The sequence below is a fragment of the Solibacillus sp. FSL K6-1126 genome (genome assembly GCF_038003445.1).
In the GTDB taxonomy this organism is placed as follows: Bacteria; Bacillota; Bacilli; order Bacillales_A; family Planococcaceae; genus Solibacillus; species Solibacillus silvestris.
Genome location: NZ_JBBOPD010000001.1, coordinates 1,332,397 through 1,351,674, shown reverse-complemented (window position 1 = coordinate 1,351,674; position 19,278 = coordinate 1,332,397). Strand labels below are relative to the sequence as shown.

The following is a 19,278-nucleotide window of genomic DNA, read 5'->3' as shown; positions in this document are numbered from 1 at the left end:
GCAGAAAAAATGTGCATTATCGAGAACTTATAATTTTTCAATCTATTTCGTGATAAATATACAATTTCAACCTGTTAATATTTTGATTATTTAGATAATTAATGTAAAAAAACGATATAATCTAATAAAGAATAGATGGAGGGGATTACATGTTTTTTCAGTTAAAGGACAGCACTACCACAACTTTAGACACATTCGATAAAATTTCACATCTCGTTAAAGCTATACTCCACTTTGAATGCCCGGAACACCGCGCACAGCATCACATCCTCTACACGGCGAATATGAAACTTGAAACTTATCGTGAAGCCCAGTCATTTTACAGAAAATTTGACGATCCGAGCAATGCACTTGGTCGGTTAAGTCGAGAAGCGTATGAACTGGCAAACAAAAAATACCATCAATTATTTACAATAATCCGGAGCTATATGCATTTAAGCGACCATAATAAACGCAACCACTTTAATCACCACTTCCGCTTTTCTAAAGAAAAAATCGAAGCGATGTTTACTCTTTTTGAACAAATGCACCATCATGAACACTTAAAACTTGAAGCAGAGTTTTATGAGCGGTTAAAAGAAGATATCATCCCATTGCTGACACAATTCGAATGACTCGCTGAAACCTTTTTCATTTAGGAACGTAAAATAAGTAACATGTCCATCAGGAGGGCGACTCATGGAAACACAACAGCAGCTGGAAAATCACTTATTAACAATCCAACAATGGGAGAAAGATCAAAGCGGTTTATGGTTTTGGGAAAAGATTGGCCGCATCCCATTTAAAATACTCGATAAATTAACACCTAAATTCATTCAAGAGAAAATATCCGTTTTAATCGACGAACTGGTGAGTTATGTTCAAACCGGCGGAAAATATTTAGTAAGCGAAAGATCGATGATGCGTCATATTCAAAAACATACGCTGCATTCGGTTTCCACATTGGAGGATATTGGACAAATGCCAATTGAAGATATGGTGGAACTGAGTGAAAAGCTACAAAAAAACCGTGCAAATATTGCAACCGTACAAGGAGCATCCGCCGGCTTTGGTGGTGTGTTTACATTGGCGCTCGATATTCCTGTCATTCTAGGGATTGCGTTAAAAACATTACAGGAAATTGCGATGATCCATGGTTATGATCCAAATGAAAAAGCCGAGCGTATTTTCATCGTAAAGTGTCTGCAATTTGCTTCTTCTGATGTTGTCGGCAAAGAAGCGATATTAAATGAGCTGGCACAGCATTATGAGAAACCTAATGCGGCAGAAAATATGGTTTCTCAGTTACAAGGCTGGCAGGAAGTCTTCTTTACGTACCGGGACAATTTTGGTATGAAAAAGCTCTTTCAAATGATTCCTGTAGCAGGTATGATTTTCGGTGCCTTTATCAATAAGTCAATGATTGAAGATATTGCCGAGGCAGGCAGGATGCTGTACCGCAAGCGACGAGTGCTGGAGCGGATGAATGAACTGGATAACCGCTAGATGCACAAAAAAATAGCCACAGGTTTTAAGTTCTGTCTCTTAAATCCTGTGGCTATTTTTGTTGAATATTTTTTTATTAAGTTCGTGCATTTCTTTTAATCCTTTATAAAACGGATAAAGTTTCTGTAATTCCGATTCATCCACATTACCGCTTGATAAATTATTTAAATATAATAGCGATGCATCAATACGTTTTTGAATTTCACTTCGGTTATTTGTCGTTGTCCCATGTCCTGGCACAATAACTTCAACTTTTTTATCCGATATAATTTTTTGCGCCTTTTGGATTGTTGCTAAATAGGCTTCATAATCTTCTATAAAAGGAAACTCGACATCCGATAAATAATCCCCCGCCAAAAAAATACCGAACGGCTCCACAACTGTAAATAATCCATCTGCCGTATGCCCTGGTGAAAAGTAAAAGCTACATGTTATATCCGGCAGCTCAAGTGTTTGGCCATCTTCTTTAATCACGATGTCTATGTGAGGATACATAATATAATAATCTCTATCAATATAGTACTGAGCATCAAACTGACGGATTTGTTCCAATACCTCTTCTTTATTCGTCCGCTTGACAAAAGCTTCACTTGCAATTGTTGTCGCATGCGGAAATGCGCCTGCTGCAATAATATGATCATAATCACTATGTGTATAAATAAGATATAATTTCCGATCTTCAATAATCGACTCGATATAGGTTTTTATTTCGGCAATTTCGTTCGGCAGCCAATTAGGATCGGTTACGATTAATGCCTGCTTTGTTTTGATTACCGCTGATGTCGTTTGATATAACACACTTTGAAATACGGTTAACTGCTCATTTTCAAATTGGCGCATTGTATTTCCCTCCTTAACAAAAGAAAGCAAGTCTGCGCGATTCTACGCTTTCGACTCACTTTATTTCCTAGGCAATAATTTTCCCGGTGCTTAAACAGGGGTTGATTTCCATTTCAGGTCGGACGCTTTCCGCGGGCCCGGCCTGAGCCTGTAGTCTCAGACGTCGGGCTGTTTCCGCTGGAGTCTCCTCCCCTTCATTTCAATCAACTCTTTTAATCTAGACTTTGCCCTCTTAAAATGGACTATCAATAATTTTATTCTTCTTCCTTCTTTTCACGCTGCAGTAATGGTGTACGCTCCAGTTGTTCGATGAAGTTACGTGATTTCAGACGAATTCCCGTTTGTTCTTCATAGATTGTCGTCACGATTTTCTTTATAAATTGCTTCGTTTGCGGTTTTAACTCCAGCTTGCCGACTTGCTCAATCGGCACCGTATAAAACATGCGAATCAGCTTAAGCTGTGTTGGTGACAACCTGATAATATACGGGTCCAAATGGAAGCATCGATGACATATAAATCCGCCTTGTGTAAATGAAAACGCAAATTCCCCATCAACAGCTCCACACCCTGCACATGCATGCAAAATCGGCTGGATCCCTGCAAACGGGAGCATTTTCCAATCGACAAACAATGTAATCGCTTCCGGATCATACCCTTCTTCAATTGCATTCAATGCCTGAATTAATATATCAAAAGCATAAGGTTCCGGTCTGCCTTCTTCAACGAGGCGATCGACAATTTCCACGATGTAGCTTGCATAAGCTGTTGCCACAATATCTGTTTGGATGTGGCGCATCGAATTGAAATGTTCCCCTTGCTGCAATGTCCCCATGCCCGATGTTCGCTGGACTAAAAACGAGCCATGCATAAATGTTTGCGTTACACCTGCCAAACGACTCGTAGGTTTTTTCGCTCCACGTGCCATACACGCGACTTTACCGGCTTCACGTGTCATCAGGGTCACGATTTTATTGGATTCACCATAAGCACGCGCCTTTAAAACGATGCCTTCCCATTTATGTAGCATCTGTTGCACATCCTTTTATTTCTTTCGTATCTCTATTATACCGCACAATTGCTAGAAAAGTTTAATAAACGGTTACATGTTGGCCCATGATTTGCTTTACCCACTGCAAATTTTTTACAGAGCGCTGTTCCACATATTTTAATGGATAAACCCGATAAATTCCATCTGCATCCAGTAATACAGAAGTGGCATAAAGCTCAGGTTCATCTATAGTAATCCTGTCGCCTTCCTTAGTAATTTCAAGGCTCGCGATTCCGCCGATCATTGTGTTCGGGATCGTTATAATTGTTGAAAAGAAATTACCGAGCGAATAAAAAATATGTGTCTCCTGTCCCTGTTCATTGATGAGCTTGTCATACGGTTGCAGGACATGCGGATGGGTCCCGAAAATGATATCGGCTCCCGCTTCATTTAATATATCTGCATAATGTTTTTGGTTGTCATTTGCTTCATACACATATTCCGATCCCCAATGCATCGATACTGCTACAACATCGACCGATTGTTTTAATTCCTCTACATCCGCTTTTATTTTCGCTTCATCAATATAATTTATGAGAAACGGCGATTCCTGTGGCAAATAAAGTCCATTTGTCCCATATGTGTAGGCAAGCAGTCCAATTTTTATCGATCCGATTTCCATAATACGTTGGGTAGACCTGTCATCTTCATTTTTATAAGCCCCTACATAAGGCATATGGTAGTCTTCAAGATTGTTAAAGACGGTACGCATTCCATTTTCCCCTCGATCGATAATATGATTATTGGCGATTGTGACTAAATCGACTCCTGCATGTTGAATATCCCGAATAATATGGGGCGGACTCGAAAATAGTGGATAGCCGCTTAGTGGATATTCATTTCCGACAGGAGGCGATTCCTGATTGGCGATCAGAAAATCATAGCTTTGCATCATCTGTGTCACTGCTGAAAAAGATGAAGTAAAATCATTATATTTCGCAAGTCTTAAGTGCAGTAAAATATCCCCCGCCATTGCAAGACGAATCGATTCTTTTGGTGCTTGTTGCTCACGTTCACTAATTGGCTCGTTTTTGTCTTTTATATCATTCTCTATATTTATTGTTGGCGACGGGATGGGCTCTTCGATATTCATTTGTCCTTCTGCGACAATAATCGTTTTGTCCTGATCGACTGTCGCAACGACAATAAATAATAAAGCGAGTGAAATCCCCCAAAGCGCCAATAAAAATTTATTTAAATTATTCAATGCGTTCACCTTCTAACTTCTGTTAAATATTCCCTTACTAAATGGTAGCAGAACATTGCCTATAATCAAGAACAAAATCATTGTCGTCCTGGGGTGGGGGATTTATTCGCCAAGTTGTGGGTGAATGTAGAATATGTTGTGGGGAAGCTAGAATGTTTCCGGCCGAATGTAGAAAACTTCTAATGAAATGTGGAACAAAACTGTTGAAATGTAGAACCTATTCATTTTATTCGCTAATTCATCAGAGTATGTATGTTTCGAAGGCAAAGTAGAAAGTTTCCGGCCAAATGTAGAACTTTTCACCGATAATGTGGAACAACGCATCTAAAAAGTAAACTCCATATAAAAACACACCGAGTTTCCCTTAAAGAAAATCGGTGTGTTCTGCTGCTATCTATTAATACTCGTCTTCTCTAAATCCGAAATCGCGTAAATGCGTTTGCTTGTTACGCCAATCTTTTTGAACTTTTACCCAAAGCTCTAAGTATACTTTTGAGCCTAGTAGCATTTCAATATCCTGACGGGCACGTGAGCCGACTTCTTTTAAAAGAGCACCGCGTTTGCCGATGACAATTCCTTTTTGTGAATCGCGTTCTACCATGATTGTCGCCTGTACATGAATCATATTTTCCTTTTCTTCATGTGGCTTAATGCGCTCAATGACAACCGCAATTGAATGTGGAATTTCTTCGCGTGTTAAGTGCAATACCTTTTCACGAATCAGCTCAGAAATAATGAAGCGTTCCGGGTGGTCTGTTACTTGGTCTGCCGGGTAATATTGCGGGCCTTCAGGTAAATACTTTTCGATTGTCGATAATAAGTTTTCCACGTTGTTGCCCTGTAATGCTGAAATTGGAATAATTTCAGCAAAGTCGAACTTATCTTTATACGAATCAATGATTTTTACCAGTTCATCCGGATGTACTAAATCAATTTTATTGATGATTAAAAATACCGGTGTTTTATTGCCTTGTAACAACTCGATGATAAATTCATCACCTTTTCCGATAGCTTGTTCAGCATTAACCATAAACATGATCACATCCACTTCACGTAAAGCATTACGTGAAGTTTTCAGCATAAATTCGCCTAATTTATGTTTAGGCTTATGAATCCCAGGTGTATCGATGAAAATCGTTTGAGAGTTTTGTTGTGTTAAAACACCTTGTACTTTATTACGTGTCGTTTGTGGTTTGTCAGACATAATCGCAATTTTCTGGCCGATTACTCTGTTTAAAAATGTTGATTTGCCCACATTAGGACGACCTACAATCGAGACAAAGCCCGATTTGTATCCTTTATTTTCCTGCATTTTTCATATCCTCCGTATTAAATGCACCCGGGATTAGCTCACCTACTGTTGTTTGTTGAACGTCACCATTCATATTTGTTAAGTAGACAGGCATATCCGGAGCACAAAATTCACTCATTACTTGTCGACAAGCTCCGCATGGGGAACATGGACCCGGTGTGTCTGCTACGATCGCCAGCGCTTTAAATTTCATATTGCCTTCTGACACTGCTTTGAAAAACGCCGTACGTTCCGCGCAGTTTGTCATGCTGTAACCTGCATTCTCGATATTGCAGCCATTGTACACTGTACCGTCTTCTGCTAATAATGCCGCACCTACTTTAAATTTCGAGTAAGGTACATAAGCAAATTCACGTGCAATTTTAGATTGTTCCATTAATTGTTCCATGTTCATCTTTGGTTCCCCCAAAACATTATTTTTAAAACCATTTTGGTAAAAATATGAGTAGTCCGATTATAACACTTGCGAGCGCAAAAACAAGTACAGCACCTGCCGCAACATCCTTTGCCTGCTTGGCGAGCGGATGAATTTCCGGTGATGCCAAGTCCACTACACGCTCGATTGCCGTATTGATCAACTCAGTTCCGATGACAAAAGCTATGACTAAAGTGATGATACACCATTCAACGATCGATAGCCCCGTCAGTAAACCAGCCATCAGGACAATTACTGCACTCACTAAGTGAAATCTGAAGTTTTGTTCCTGTACAGCCGTAACTAGTCCTTCCATTGCATAACGAAAGGAACGAAAAAATTTACGGACGTTCATTCGTATCACGACCTAGGCCGTATGACTGTAAAATCGTATCTTGCTTCCCGAACATAACTTTTTCATCTTCCGGTGTCATATGATCATAGCCAAGCAGGTGCAAAAAGCCATGGACAGCCAAGAAGCCAAGCTCACGTTCAAACGTATGGCCATATTCAGCTGCCTGTTCACGAGTACGGTCTGTCGAGATGATAATATCGCCTAAAATACGGGGAATCCCTTCACCGATAATTTGCAGTTCCCCTTCACCCATTTCCTCCAATGCAAAAGAAATGACATCAGTAGGCTGGTCTTTATCGCGGTATTCACGGTTAATTTCATGGATCGCTTCATTCGTCACAAATGTCACCGAGACTTCCGAGCCATCCTCGATTCCTTCCTGTTCCGCTGCATGCTGAAGCAGTTTTTCCACTAACTTCAAGTGGGATTCTTGTACTTCATTTGTTTCATCTAAAAAATCAATTAATAACATGTTGTTCCCTCCTACTATTCCTTTGGATATTCAATACGCGAGTGGAACGTTCCATTTAATGTTTCACATAATACGTCTTCTATCTTTTTCAATTCTTTTAATGAAATATCGCATTCATCAAACTGGTCATCCTGTACACGATCCTGAATAATCGTTTGCACAAGCTTCTGTATTTTCTCTGCATTTGGGTGCTGCATTGAACGTACTGCTGCTTCAACACTGTCCGCAATACTAATGATGGCGGCCTCTTTCGTCTGTGGTTTTGGACCCGGATATCGGAATACACTTTCGTCCAATTCTTTCCCTTCTTCCTTAGCCTTAAACAAAAAGAATTTCAATGTGCTTGTCCCATGATGCTGTAGACAAATATCGATGATTTCCTGAGGCATTTTATGCTTGCGCAGCAGCTCTGCCCCATCTGTAGTATGTGCAATAATAATTTCTGCACTACTCTCGGGTGCCATCGTATCATGAGGATTTGTCCCCATTTGGTTTTCAATGAAAAATAAAGGTCTTCGCGTTTTCCCTACATCATGATAATAGCAACCGACTCTTGCTAGCAAGCCATCAGCCCCAATTGCTTCACATGCTGCTTCAGCCAGATTGGCAACCATTATACTATGGTGATACGTACCGGGTGTTTCCGTCAAAATTTTCTTTAACAACGGGTGATTCGGATTCGATAATTCGATCAGACGCACGACCGATAAAAGACCGAAAGCCGATTCGAAATACGGAAGGAGACCCATCATTAAAGCACCGGATAACAATCCTGAAATAATCGCTGCAGCAACATAAAATGCAACTTCCTTCATTCCGTATCCTGACTGTCCCATCAGTATATAAAATGCGATAAATACGATGTTAACAAGCGTTACGATACCTACTGCCTGCAAAATGTCTGTCCGTTTTTCAAGGCTGCGCATAAAAATAATCGACGCAAATCCGCCAAATAAAATGTAAAGCGCTGTATCCATCTGCAAAATACCCGATAATCCTTCATGGAAGATGATGCCTGCAGACGCAGCAGTAATGATTGTCACAATACTTGCGGTGCGGTCATTGGCTAACACGCGGACTAGCATTGTCACTAATGCCGATGGGAATATAAAGGCAATCATCAGATCAAAATTCGTTGAAATCAGTGCGATCAGTTTCATCATGATTAACGCAATCACATATACAATAATCGTCACGAGCAGTTCATTGCGCTTTGAAGCAATGTCTTTTTCCGTGCGATCAAACAGAACAAACAGGAAAGACATTTGCAGTAAAATCAAAATAATTAATCCGGCAATCGGTTTAATCGATTCTTCACTGTCTAGCATCCCTAATAGTTCAAGCTGACGATAAATTTCACGTGTAATTACTTCGCCTTCCTGAACAATGATCTGTCCTTGCAAAATACGTGTTGGCTCAACTGCTTCCTTTGCCTGCTGTTTGGCAATGGCCGTTTTTTCTTCATCCAGTACTTCTGTTTCCACAATAGCTGCACGACCAATAACGATCGCCACACTCATTAAGCCTTCAGATATCGAAGGCTGCTGACGAATCTTGCTTTCCAGTTCATTACGGTACGGCAGCAAGCTATCCTTACGAAGCGGATAATTTAAGTTCACTTCAACCAATGTCGCCAATGCATCACGTGCAGACTCAAGATTTGCTTGTGATGCACTTAATACATTCAGCAACTGTGCATCCGATAAAATCAGATTTTGATGGTTATCAAATATATCTTTTAATCCGGTACGCAGCATTTTTATTTGTTCGGCTTGTGGTATTTCCTCCTCTGCCTCTGCAATATCCTTCTTCACTTCCAATGCAATATCAAAAATGGTTGTCACAAAAGTTGCACGCTGACTTGGCACTTCATCTTTATATATGTATACAGGGTCTACGGCTTTCTCCGCATTTTCCCTTTCTATTTCTGTCTTTACCGTATCTTCCACTGTTTTAGATGAACGAATGGTTTCCGGTGATAATTCAGTTAGTTGGATATCATATGTAACGCCCCGAACATTATCAATCATCAGGAAAAACTGCAGGAGTGCAGTAGCCGCAAGGACGATGAATAACAGTGCGCGAAAGCTGATTAATTGGATGAGCTTGTTAAATCTTTTTATGATCATGCACCTCCCTTTGTTTCTATGTCCATTTTATCAAATTTATATGTTGGGTGTTACGAAAAGTACGTATGTTTTTCAAATAAAGTTTAACTTCAATCAGTGGGGGGGCTTTTTCATCCCCACTGATTGTTAGTTAAACCAATCGGGCTTTTACGGGTAGTTGATTACCTACCTATGCTTTATGACAAAGATGTGAGTCTTATTTCAGCCGCTGAACAATCGATCGAAGCAGATAAATTACTACCCGTTAATGCGGGATAAATGTCTTTCCACCTACTAATGGATGGAATAATTCCTCCTCTTAGTTTATATACGGAGATTTTTCCAATAAGTTTCATGCTATTTTTCCCAATAAAAAACTTTCAACCTTTAAATAAAAGTTGAAAGTTCCATTTTTTATAATTCCTGCTCTGTGTAAGCCTGAATGACTCTCGCTACTAATGGGTGACGGACTACGTCACCTTGCTCAAGTATTTGGAAGTGAATATCTTTTACATAACGTAATGTACGCTCTGCAATAATCAGACCGGACTCCGTGTTTTTAGGTAAATCAATTTGTGTTTTATCGCCTGTAATGACCATCTTTGAGCCAAAGCCTAAACGCGTTAAAAACATCTTCATTTGCTGATGCGTTGTATTTTGAGCTTCGTCTAAAATGACGAATGCATCATCCAATGTACGGCCACGCATATACGCTAAAGGTGCGATTTCAATCGTCCCGCGCTCTATTAGACGCTGCGTCTGCTCCTGTCCATAAATGTCATGAAGTGCATCATAGAGCGGACGTAAATACGGATCGACCTTTTCCTTCAAGTCCCCCGGTAAAAACCCTAATGACTCTCCTGCTTCAACGGCAGGACGTGTTAAAATAATCCGTTTTACATGACCATTTTTTAATGCCTGTGTAGCCATCACAACCGCTAAATACGTTTTACCGGTTCCGGCAGGTCCAATTCCGAAAATCAGGTCTTTATGACGGATTGCCCGGATGTATTCACGTTGCCCAATTGTTTTTGCACGGATTGGCTTGCCTTTTGTATTACGCGCAATTTCTTCATCATATAACTCCGCATAATATTCAATTGTGCCTTTGCTGGCCATTTCAATGGCTGTTGACACATCACGCTGATCGATATTAATATTTTTTCGTATAACTTTCAATAACGCTTCTAAAACGGCATATGCTTGATTTTTCTTTTCTAAATCATCGCCTGCAATTTGTATGACTTCCCCACGCGTAATAATTTGTACGCTATAAGTTTCTTCAATCAATGTTATATTTGCATCTGACATTCCTAAAAGCATTACAGCTTCATTTGGATTGTCTATTTGAAGCTCAACATATTTTTCTGACATACTCATTCTCCTTGGTGAATTGGATGTGGTTGTGCGATATTTTCATTAATTAAATACAAGACTTTCCCTTTAACTGTATCATCATCACTGTGGACGTGCAAAAGTTTTTCTGCTTTTATGGCGGTTTCAAGCGGTAATGAAGAAATCATCTTTTCGTGCAATAATGGCAAGATAGTCGTTTCTACATCCTTTTCACTTATCTTTTCCTTCTTTTTATGAAACATTCGATAAGGCTTATACGTTACAAAAGTCTTTAACGGTTTAATAGACATCTGTTCTATTGCTGTCCCGATTTTATCCCAGTTTACGTCATACTTCCAGCCATGATCATCCAATACTTCAATTTCGATTGTTTTAGGAACAGAAAATGATGTTTCAAGCCAGTAATCAACAAACACTTCGCCTTCTGCACCAACAATGATTTCTTTATCCCCATGCTGCAAAACACCTGAAACGAGAATATCTCCCTTGTATACCGTCATATTTTGTTCCACTTGACGAACTCCGCGCTCAATTTGGAAATGAGTTACGACACCACTGTTGTTCGCCACTAAATGCTGGTTCTTATTTACTTTTGGTACCGGCTCAATCTTTGGCGCCAATTGCGGATTAATCGTAATCTTACTTCCATTTTTCATAATATGTACCCATGAAAACTCCCGAAACTCCTTCATCATCGTCTGTCTGATTTCATTATCGGATAAAAACGTTTTTTTCGGTACAGGAAACTCCACACCCATTTCCTTTTGCAGATAGTGTGCCACTTCATCTTCCAGCTCGATTGTGGCGGCATCAACTTCAACTTGCCATACAAACCGTGACAGTATGATCGGCAGGACGATTAACATGATGATGCCAATCGCCGTAACCATATCTTTTTGCAGAATTCTCTCCGGCTCGCTGTAACGGACTGTAATTTTAACTTTCGCTTTTTTTCTTAGTCTGCGCATTAAAGACAAGTTACTATGCGCTACTTGGAAAGTTATTTCGCTCTGTTTAAAATTCAAGTTGAAAATCCGGATTTTATGCTCTTTCATCAGCATAATAAAAGCACTAGCTTCTTTAGATTGCTTTAGTTTAATTGTTATAAGCTTTTTATAGGATTTACTCATTTTGCATTCCGCTCAATCGTAAGCTTCTGCAGATTTTTACATTGAATTAAAAAACCTTCTTCGAATAAATGCTGGACTTCCACTTCCCCTGCATTAACATACATCGTAAAATCTTTAGTTGTACAGTTATATTCAGTCGGGGTTACATCACCTATCGTATAGGAACCATCATAGCGGATATCCATAAAAGAGGTGATTTGCAATTTATTGTTTTTAGGAAATAAATTTTTCAATAAAAGCCTCCTTTTTACGTCACTATATGCTTGGAAAAAAGAAGGCATGTATAGATAATTTTATCCCCCATTAACGGGTAGTAAAACTACCCGTTAATGGCTGATTGTTTTCACTTGATCGGAATTTCCCAGTTTGCAAAGTCACCTAACGCATCACCGGAACTTTCGCTTTCCGGCTCCTTAAATGCAGCTGGAACCCGCATATTCAGTGATTTATTTTCATCGTATATATGCTGAGGAATCAAATAAGTCACGTTAAAAGTTGTTTCCATTTGAGGATTCACCATAATTTGCTCGTTCTCAACAGAAGACGACAGCTGCTCTATTTCATCCTGCTCTAATGTTTGAATTGTAAAATCCGGCGTATAGTAGACAATTTGACTGTACTCATTTTCTATAGTTCCTTTAATTTCAAGAATTAATTCTCCGGGCTCAGCGGAAACCTTATTTACCGTATAGTCGAGCTTTAAAGTGACACCTTCCATACTATGTGTCAATGACTCCTCACTCTCATATACAGTAGACGTTCCATCCGTCTCCAAAAGTGTTTCTTCCTCTTCCTTACCGCATGCGGCCAATACTAAAATAAGAATTAACAATAACATCCATCTTTTTTTCATGTCGTTTCCCCCTCTCATTATATATATACCCGGTTCCGCGGAAATTTAGTTGCTGGTTTTCTATACTATGTAAAAAAACTACCTATTCCCACATTACGTTGAAATAGGTAGTCTCGTATTATTTTTTTCTTGCTTTAGGTGGGCCAAGAACTTCCGTCATAATAATGGCCTGCATTAAATCACGTTTGCTCGATGGCACAACTTGGAAGGCTTCTGCTTCTTTTTTGGCCATTGCAACAATTGGACGCTCCTTTAATGAACGAGGATTATTGATCTTGTCAGTTACTGGTTCCACGATTGAGCGAGCAGCTTCAACAGGTTTTTCTACTTGTTTAGGGAGCTCTCGTTCTATTCTTTGACTTACTGGTTTTGCTTTTTCATTCAGCTGGCCGAATACTTCATTCGCAAAATCCTCCAATGATTTTGGACGTTTTTGCTCTGTTCGACGTTGAACTTCCTGTTTTCGAGGAGCAGGTTGACTGCTAAATGGCGGCATCTGTTTTGATTCTTTTTTTTGCTGTTGTTCTTTACCTTTACCCAATAAAGAACTGACAATAAAGACAATCACCATAATGATAATTCCTTCCATTTAGTGCTCACTCCTTTCCTCGATTATTTGTTTTTCGGATCTTTGTTGTCGTCATTCGAAACTTTTGAGATCGAATCACGCATTGATGTGTCCGCCTGAATATTTTTGTAGTTCATGTAATCCATAATACCGAAGTTGCCTGAACGTAGCGCTTCTGCAAGAGCCATTGGAACTTCTGCCTCTGCTTCTACTACTTTTGCTTTCATTTCCTGAACTTTTGCAATCATCTCTTGCTCGCTTGCTACGGCCATTGCACGACGCTCTTCGGCTTTTGCCTGAGCGATGTTTTTATCTGCCTGTGCTTGCTCGATTTGAAGCTCGGCACCGATGTTTTTACCGATATCAACGTCCGCAATATCGATCGATAGAATTTCAAATGCCGTACCAGAGTCTAAACCTTTAGATAAAACTGTTTGAGAAATTAAATCCGGGTTTTCCAGTACTTTTGAATGTGATGCACTAGAACCTAGTGTCGATACGATACCTTCACCAACACGGGCAACGATTGTCTCCTCACCAGCACCACCGACTAAGCGGTCGAGGTTTGCACGTACTGTAATACGCGCTTTTGCTTTTACTTCAATCCCGTTCATCGCAACACCGGCAATAAATGGTGTTTCAATTACTTTCGGGTTAACCGACATTTGTACCGCTTCTAAAACGTCACGGCCAGCTAAGTCGATTGCTGCTGCACGTTCAAATGTTAACTCAATATTCGCTCGGTGTGCCGCGATCAATGCATTGACAACACGGTCTACGTTACCACCTGCTAAATAGTGTGATTCTAATTGGTTAATCGATACTTCTAAACCGGCTTTATGAGCCTTAATTAAAGGATTCACAATACGCGACGGAATTACTCGACGTAAACGCATTCCGACTAATGTGAAAATACTTACTCTTACACCTGCTGCTAGTGCACTAATCCATAGTGCAACCGGAACAAATGTGAAAAATACTGCCAGGATAATAAATGCAATGACTAATCCGACAATTAATGTTATTGTTCCTGCATCTGCCAACATATTCATACCTATTCTCCACCTCTTCCAATAAATTCTCTTACGACAATACGAGAGCCTTCTACTTTCACTACTTCAACTGTTTTACCAGCATCAATATAACCGCCTTGTGTTACAACATCAAGACGTTCCTGGTCAACAACAACGGTTCCTGATGGTCGCAACGGCGTAATAGCCTGCCCTGTTTTGCCTATTAATTCAATTCGGTTTTTGTTTGAAACATAACCTTCTTCCGTCGTCGTTGCATCTCTCAGCACGAGACGGTTGAACATATGCAACTTTTTCCCGAAGAATTTCATAAGTATCACCATTCCTATACCTGCAATTATCATTGCGATTAAAATCGAATAAGCCATATGAACAAAGCTTTCCCCTGCAAAAAGCAAACTTCCTATCATTAATGCGCCACCGATAATACCAACTATACCACCTGGTACAAATAGCTCGGCAATGAGTAAAATAAGTCCGATTACAAAAATGATGACTGTTTCATATCCGGCAAAACCTGCAATCGTATGTCCAAAGAAGAACATACCTAATGAAGCAAGCCCCATTGTCCCTGCAACACCAAAGCCTGGTGAATACAGCTCAACAACTAATCCGATACTTGCAATCGACAGTAAAATAGGAACGATAATCGGATTTGTAATAAAGCGTGCCAGTTTTTCAGCAAATGTTAGCTCAACTTTTACTACTTCGCTGCCATCAAGGTTGGTGATTTCAAGCAGTTCCGTTATCGAAGCAACAGTGCCTTCTGAGTACTTAACTTTTTCCGCATCTTCTGCAGTTAAAGTGAGGAGCTTTCCTTTAGGGGCTCTTAGTTCAGGCAAATCGTAGTCGTTTCTGACCATTGCCTGCGCATATATAGGATCCCTGCCGGAGTTTTCGGCAGCCGAAGTCATTTTGGCAAGCCAGTCACTTTCCGCCTTTTCTCCTGCTGTGTTACCGGAAGAATCGATGACCGCCGCAGCACCCATTGTTGCGTTTGGTGTCATATAAATTTTATCAGCATGTAAAGCAATATACGCACCAGCAGACAGCGCATCCGAATTGACGAATGCAATAATCGGTATATCGATTGCATCCATCAGCCTGCCGATTTCCGAAGCCGCAGCAACAAATCCGCCGGGTGTATGCATATTCAGAATAATTGCTTCTGCGTTATTACTTTTTGCTTCATCGAATCCACGCTTTAAATGCTCCACCAAACCTTTTTCAATTTCATTATTGATGGATATTTCATACACTTTACCATCTGCAAATGCTGTTAAAGAAGGAAACATTAATACGAATGACATGACCATCAGAAAAATCCAACTAATCCCTTTCGTTCGTCTCAATTTTATCACCCCTTTAGCTAAGTTATGTACAGTTAATTCTACGGATGAGATGAAGAAAAGTTTCAATTTTTTTTAAATACCTAAAAAAACTTCCTCCTATATTATTTGCTAACATATACCAATCATACGGTATTAATCGCTAATTATTAAAAGTTTCTCGAAAACGCTTTCTTTCTCTTCTCTATTATGGTTGATTTGAAGAATAAAAACAAATGCAAATACCCCGCAGTTATATAAATAACTGCGGGGTATATCATTTGTCTGCTCAGTTAAATCTGAAAATTGCGTGTTATGAACGTAGGGTTTTTACAGGGAAAATTACCACTTACGTTTACGTGCAGCTTCTGATTTCTTTTTACGCTTAACGCTAGGTTTTTCGTAGAACTCGCGCTTTCTAACTTCCTGAATTGTACCTGATTTTGATACAGTACGTTTGAAGCGACGAAGAGCATCTTCAAGCGATTCGTTTTTGCGAACGACAGTTTTTGACATCTCTCTTTCCCTCCCTCCGAACACACGTCAGTACATGCACTAATACTTAGTTAATGTGTACTAAAGTAGTATAGCGTATCCTTAAAAAAGAGTCAACAAAAACTATCGAATTAGTAATTAGAATCTGATTTTAGGCCATTCATAATAGCAACACCAGAAGAAGCACCAATTCGAGTCGCGCCATTTTCAATCATACGTTGCATATCTTCTAAGCTGCGAACACCGCCGGAAGCTTTCACACCAAGATCCGGACCGACTGTTTTACGCATTAATGCGATATCTTCAGCTGTCGCTCCACCTGTTGAAAAACCAGTAGAAGTTTTAACGAAATCGGCACCTGCTTCAACAGAAAGTTCGCAAGCTTTTACTTTTTCTTCATCCGTTAATAGGCAAGTTTCTATAATTACTTTTACTAATGTACCATTTGCAGCGTCTACTACTGCTTTGATGTCATCACGAACTAAATCGTAATTTCCGTCTTTTAGAGCACCAATATTAATAACCATATCGATTTCGCCAGCACCGTTTGCAATCGCATCTTTTGTTTCAAATGCTTTTACTGCAGATGTTGTAGCACCTAGCGGGAAGCCGATAACTGTACATACTTTTACGTCTGTCCCAGCCAATTGCTCTGCACTGAATTTCACCCATGTAGGATTTACACATACTGAAGCAAATCCGTACTGCTTTGCTTCTGCACAAATTTTTTCTACTTGATCTTTTGTAGATTCAGCTTTTAATAAAGTATGATCAATCATTACTGCAAAATTTTGAGTCATTTCTCATTACTCCTTTTACTAAACATTAGTTGTCCGTACATCTATAGTTTAGCATGTATTTTAATTGACGCAAATTATCAGACAACTTAAATTATTCGTCTGAATAGGCAAATTTTGTACGAATAATTTTTCTGTCCAAAGGTTCACCGTTGTCTGTGACATACTGAATATTTAACTCAGGAATATTACGGTGGACTAACTGGTACGTTAAAATATTTTTAATTAAATGCTCTTGTGCCAAATCAAATGCTTCTTCGCCTAAAAGTGAATCATCCGATAATACAATTTTCCAATTTGAAAAGTCTTCATTAGCATCGATATGTGTAATTCCATCTTCTGTACTTTGCTCACTCGTTTCTTTGTACTGCTCCAGGAATTGTTCCGTTTGTTGCGCAATTTCAGTTAACTGTTGCTTATTTATCTCTAAAGAAACCGCACCATTTGGCTGAATAGTTTTATAAACGTCCGATGCTTTGTACTCGATATTAAGCGAGCCGTAATGCTGGGCTACTTCCGTAGGGATATTGACTTCTACCATAGCCGATTCACTTTCTACTGTTGGTTCTTCTTTTTTCTCCGTGCAACCATATAAAATAAATAGAATTGCAGCAACCATCCATATTTTCTTCATATAAATTGCTCACCTTCTTTGCCTGTAATCGGGATAAACATAATGTTCCAAATAATAGTGTTGGCTTGTCCTCTAATTAATATACTTAAACTTCCATTAGTTTAGGACTAACTATTTGTAAATTAATATGCTGTAAAAAAATACATAACGTTTCGCCCGATTATATAAACTTGCGCACACTATTTTCTCTACCCTATTTTATTTGAAGTAAAAAAGATAGGCTATTTTTATATCTGCTTCTTACACGTTGTTCTACGTTACGGCGGACGCTTTCCAGGGGCACGGCCTGAGCCTGTAGTCTCAGGCATCGTGCTTGTCCCCCAGGAGTCGCCGCCTTCACTACGAACAACTAATTACCCTTTTATATCAAGTAAAGTCGTACAAAACAAAAAAGAGAAATTGCACATTGCAATTTCTCTTTTTTCATAAATTTAACTCCGCAAGCACAATATTTAAATTGCCTGGCCTTCCAATACGCGAACGAATTGTCCTTCGTTGTACGGATAGCCTGCTTTAGTAACTTTAACTTTTACAAGCTGGCCGACCATTTCTTCTGTGCCTTCAAAAATGACTTTTAAGTAGTTCGTTGTATAGCCGACATATAGGTTTTCATTGTCGCTATCTTTAAAGCGCTCTTCCGGAATGACTTCCAGCACTTCCCCTTCAAAACGAGAAGCATATTCTTTTGCAAGCTGGTCATTCAGTGCAATCAAGCGGTGAACGCGTTCGTTTTTGATTTCTTCATCAACTTGGTCTTCCATTCTTGCTGCAGGTGTACCTGTACGTTGAGAGTACGGGAACACATGTAACTCAGAGAATTTATGATCGCGGATAAAGTTGTATGTTTCCATGAACTCTTCTTCTGTTTCACCCGGGAAACCTACGATTACGTCAGAAGTAACCGCTAAGTCAGGTAAAGCAATTTTCAGCTTTTCCAGACGCTCTGCGAAAAACTCCATCGTATATTTACGACGCATACGTTTTAAAACTGTATCTGAACCTGATTGAATCGGAATGTGTAAGTGGTTTACAACGATTTCAGAGTTTTGTAGTACATCAATTACTTCATCTGTTAATTGAGATGCTTCAATTGAAGAAATACGTAAACGTTTCAAGCCTTTCACTTGCGCTTCCAAGTCACGCAAAAGCTGCGCTAAGTTATAGTCTTTGAAGTCTTGTCCGTATCCGCCTGTGTGAATACCTGTCAGGACAATTTCCAAATAACCCGCATCCACAAGCTGCTGAGCCTGGCGAATAACTTCTTCCGGATCACGTGAACGCATTAAGCCGCGCGCCCAAGGAATGATACAGAACGTACAGAAGTTATTGCAGCCTTCCTGGATTTTCAGTGAGGCACGAGTACGGTCAGTAAATGCCGGTACATCCAATTCCTCATACACCCGGTTTTTCATAATATTACGTACCGCATTGATCGGCTGGCGCTCGTTACGGTATTGATCGATATATCCAAGCATTTTCTCGCGGTCCTGAGTACCAACAACGATATCGACCCCTGGAATTGCCATAATTTCAGCTGGTGAAGTTTGTGCATAACAGCCAGTAACACAAATAACCGCATCCGGATTTTGACGGATAGCACGGCGAATCACTTGGCGTGATTTTTTATCGCCAGTGTTTGTTACTGTACATGTATTAATAACATAAACGTCCGCCTGATGATCGAACTCAGTACGCTCATATCCCTGCTCTTTAAATAGCTGCCAGATTGCTTCTGTTTCATAGTGGTTTACTTTACACCCTAATGTATGTAGAGATACGGTTTTCGTACGTTCGTAACTCATAATTTATATCATCCTTTCAAGGTTAGCACTTATCTATTTTA

The 19,278-nt window shown here is 39.7% G+C and carries 21 protein-coding genes; 2 read left to right on the top strand and 19 right to left on the bottom strand.

Going from position 1 to position 19,278, the window contains the following annotated elements; all coding sequences use genetic code 11:
* The first annotated feature begins 149 nt into the window (after positions 1 to 149).
* Together MHH44_RS06440 and MHH44_RS06435 are read left to right on the top strand one after the other, a co-directional pair.
* Positions 150 to 614: a hypothetical protein gene (locus MHH44_RS06440; RefSeq protein ID WP_340798085.1), complete on the top strand. Its 465-nt coding sequence runs from the start codon at positions 150 to 152 to the stop codon at positions 612 to 614.
* Positions 615 to 678: 64 nt separating this feature from the next.
* Positions 679 to 1,485 (top strand): EcsC family protein, encoded by an 807-nt coding sequence (locus MHH44_RS06435; protein WP_340798084.1) that lies wholly within the window; start codon positions 679 to 681, stop codon positions 1,483 to 1,485.
* A gap of 39 nt (positions 1,486 to 1,524) precedes the next feature.
* Here the strand turns inward: MHH44_RS06435 and MHH44_RS06430 are convergent, their stop codons facing one another.
* From MHH44_RS06430 to mtaB, 19 genes are all read right to left on the bottom strand, one after another.
* Positions 1,525 to 2,325, bottom strand: a complete 801-nt coding sequence (locus MHH44_RS06430) for an MBL fold metallo-hydrolase (RefSeq protein WP_340798083.1) — start codon at positions 2,323 to 2,325, stop codon at positions 1,525 to 1,527.
* A gap of 254 nt (positions 2,326 to 2,579) precedes the next feature.
* Positions 2,580 to 3,353, bottom strand: coding sequence for a DNA repair protein RecO (gene recO, locus MHH44_RS06425; protein WP_008403126.1), 774 nt, complete (start codon positions 3,351 to 3,353; stop codon positions 2,580 to 2,582).
* 61 nt (positions 3,354 to 3,414) lie between these two features.
* Complete coding sequence (locus MHH44_RS06420; protein ID WP_340798082.1) at positions 3,415 to 4,590, bottom strand: CapA family protein; 1,176 nt, start codon at positions 4,588 to 4,590, stop codon at positions 3,415 to 3,417.
* 388 nt (positions 4,591 to 4,978) lie between these two features.
* Positions 4,979 to 5,893: a GTPase Era gene (gene era, locus MHH44_RS06415; protein WP_008403129.1), complete on the bottom strand. Its 915-nt coding sequence runs from the start codon at positions 5,891 to 5,893 to the stop codon at positions 4,979 to 4,981.
* Positions 5,880 to 6,287, bottom strand: coding sequence for a cytidine deaminase (locus MHH44_RS06410; RefSeq protein ID WP_008403130.1), 408 nt, complete (start codon positions 6,285 to 6,287; stop codon positions 5,880 to 5,882). The genes era and MHH44_RS06410 overlap by 14 nt, the downstream gene beginning before the upstream one ends.
* Before the next feature lie 25 nt (positions 6,288 to 6,312).
* Positions 6,313 to 6,663, bottom strand: a complete 351-nt coding sequence (locus MHH44_RS06405; protein WP_008403131.1) for a diacylglycerol kinase family protein — start codon at positions 6,661 to 6,663, stop codon at positions 6,313 to 6,315.
* Positions 6,650 to 7,135, bottom strand: coding sequence for an rRNA maturation RNase YbeY (gene ybeY, locus MHH44_RS06400; protein ID WP_340798081.1), 486 nt, complete (start codon positions 7,133 to 7,135; stop codon positions 6,650 to 6,652). The genes MHH44_RS06405 and ybeY overlap by 14 nt, the downstream gene beginning before the upstream one ends.
* A 14-nt stretch (positions 7,136 to 7,149) precedes the next feature.
* The gene (locus MHH44_RS06395) at positions 7,150 to 9,264 is read right to left on the bottom strand and encodes an HD family phosphohydrolase (protein WP_008403134.1); all 2,115 of its coding nucleotides are present in this window, start codon (positions 9,262 to 9,264) and stop codon (positions 7,150 to 7,152) included.
* A gap of 393 nt (positions 9,265 to 9,657) precedes the next feature.
* The gene (locus tag MHH44_RS06390; RefSeq protein ID WP_008403135.1) at positions 9,658 to 10,617 is read right to left on the bottom strand and encodes a PhoH family protein; all 960 of its coding nucleotides are present in this window, start codon (positions 10,615 to 10,617) and stop codon (positions 9,658 to 9,660) included.
* A gap of 2 nt (positions 10,618 to 10,619) precedes the next feature.
* A complete protein-coding gene (locus MHH44_RS06385; protein WP_340798080.1) occupies positions 10,620 to 11,729 on the bottom strand; it encodes a sporulation protein YqfD in 1,110 nt (369 codons plus the stop codon).
* Complete coding sequence (locus tag MHH44_RS06380; protein ID WP_340798079.1) at positions 11,726 to 11,962, bottom strand: RNA methyltransferase; 237 nt, start codon at positions 11,960 to 11,962, stop codon at positions 11,726 to 11,728. The genes MHH44_RS06385 and MHH44_RS06380 overlap by 4 nt, the downstream gene beginning before the upstream one ends.
* 110 nt (positions 11,963 to 12,072) lie before the next feature.
* Positions 12,073 to 12,582: a hypothetical protein gene (locus tag MHH44_RS06375; protein WP_008403138.1), complete on the bottom strand. Its 510-nt coding sequence runs from the start codon at positions 12,580 to 12,582 to the stop codon at positions 12,073 to 12,075.
* Positions 12,583 to 12,700: 118 nt separating this feature from the next.
* Complete coding sequence (locus tag MHH44_RS06370) at positions 12,701 to 13,171, bottom strand: hypothetical protein (protein ID WP_340798078.1); 471 nt, start codon at positions 13,169 to 13,171, stop codon at positions 12,701 to 12,703.
* A 23-nt stretch (positions 13,172 to 13,194) separates the two neighbouring features.
* Positions 13,195 to 14,202, bottom strand: coding sequence for a flotillin-like protein FloA (floA, locus tag MHH44_RS06365; RefSeq protein ID WP_008403140.1), 1,008 nt, complete (start codon positions 14,200 to 14,202; stop codon positions 13,195 to 13,197).
* 2 nt (positions 14,203 to 14,204) lie between these two features.
* Positions 14,205 to 15,533 (bottom strand): NfeD family protein, encoded by a 1,329-nt coding sequence (locus tag MHH44_RS06360; protein ID WP_065217032.1) that lies wholly within the window; start codon positions 15,531 to 15,533, stop codon positions 14,205 to 14,207.
* Positions 15,534 to 15,851: 318 nt separating this feature from the next.
* The gene (rpsU, locus tag MHH44_RS06355; RefSeq protein WP_004227078.1) at positions 15,852 to 16,025 is read right to left on the bottom strand and encodes a 30S ribosomal protein S21; all 174 of its coding nucleotides are present in this window, start codon (positions 16,023 to 16,025) and stop codon (positions 15,852 to 15,854) included.
* A gap of 110 nt (positions 16,026 to 16,135) precedes the next feature.
* Positions 16,136 to 16,804 carry a deoxyribose-phosphate aldolase gene (gene deoC / locus MHH44_RS06350; RefSeq protein WP_340798077.1) on the bottom strand — a complete coding sequence of 223 codons (669 nt, stop codon included), beginning with the start codon at positions 16,802 to 16,804 and terminating at the stop codon, positions 16,136 to 16,138.
* Positions 16,805 to 16,895: 91 nt separating this feature from the next.
* Positions 16,896 to 17,435, bottom strand: a complete 540-nt coding sequence (locus tag MHH44_RS06345; protein ID WP_340798076.1) for an adenylate cyclase — start codon at positions 17,433 to 17,435, stop codon at positions 16,896 to 16,898.
* A gap of 452 nt (positions 17,436 to 17,887) precedes the next feature.
* Complete coding sequence (gene mtaB, locus MHH44_RS06340) at positions 17,888 to 19,237, bottom strand: tRNA (N(6)-L-threonylcarbamoyladenosine(37)-C(2))-methylthiotransferase MtaB (protein ID WP_008403144.1); 1,350 nt, start codon at positions 19,235 to 19,237, stop codon at positions 17,888 to 17,890.
* Positions 19,238 to 19,278: the final 41 nt, after the last annotated feature.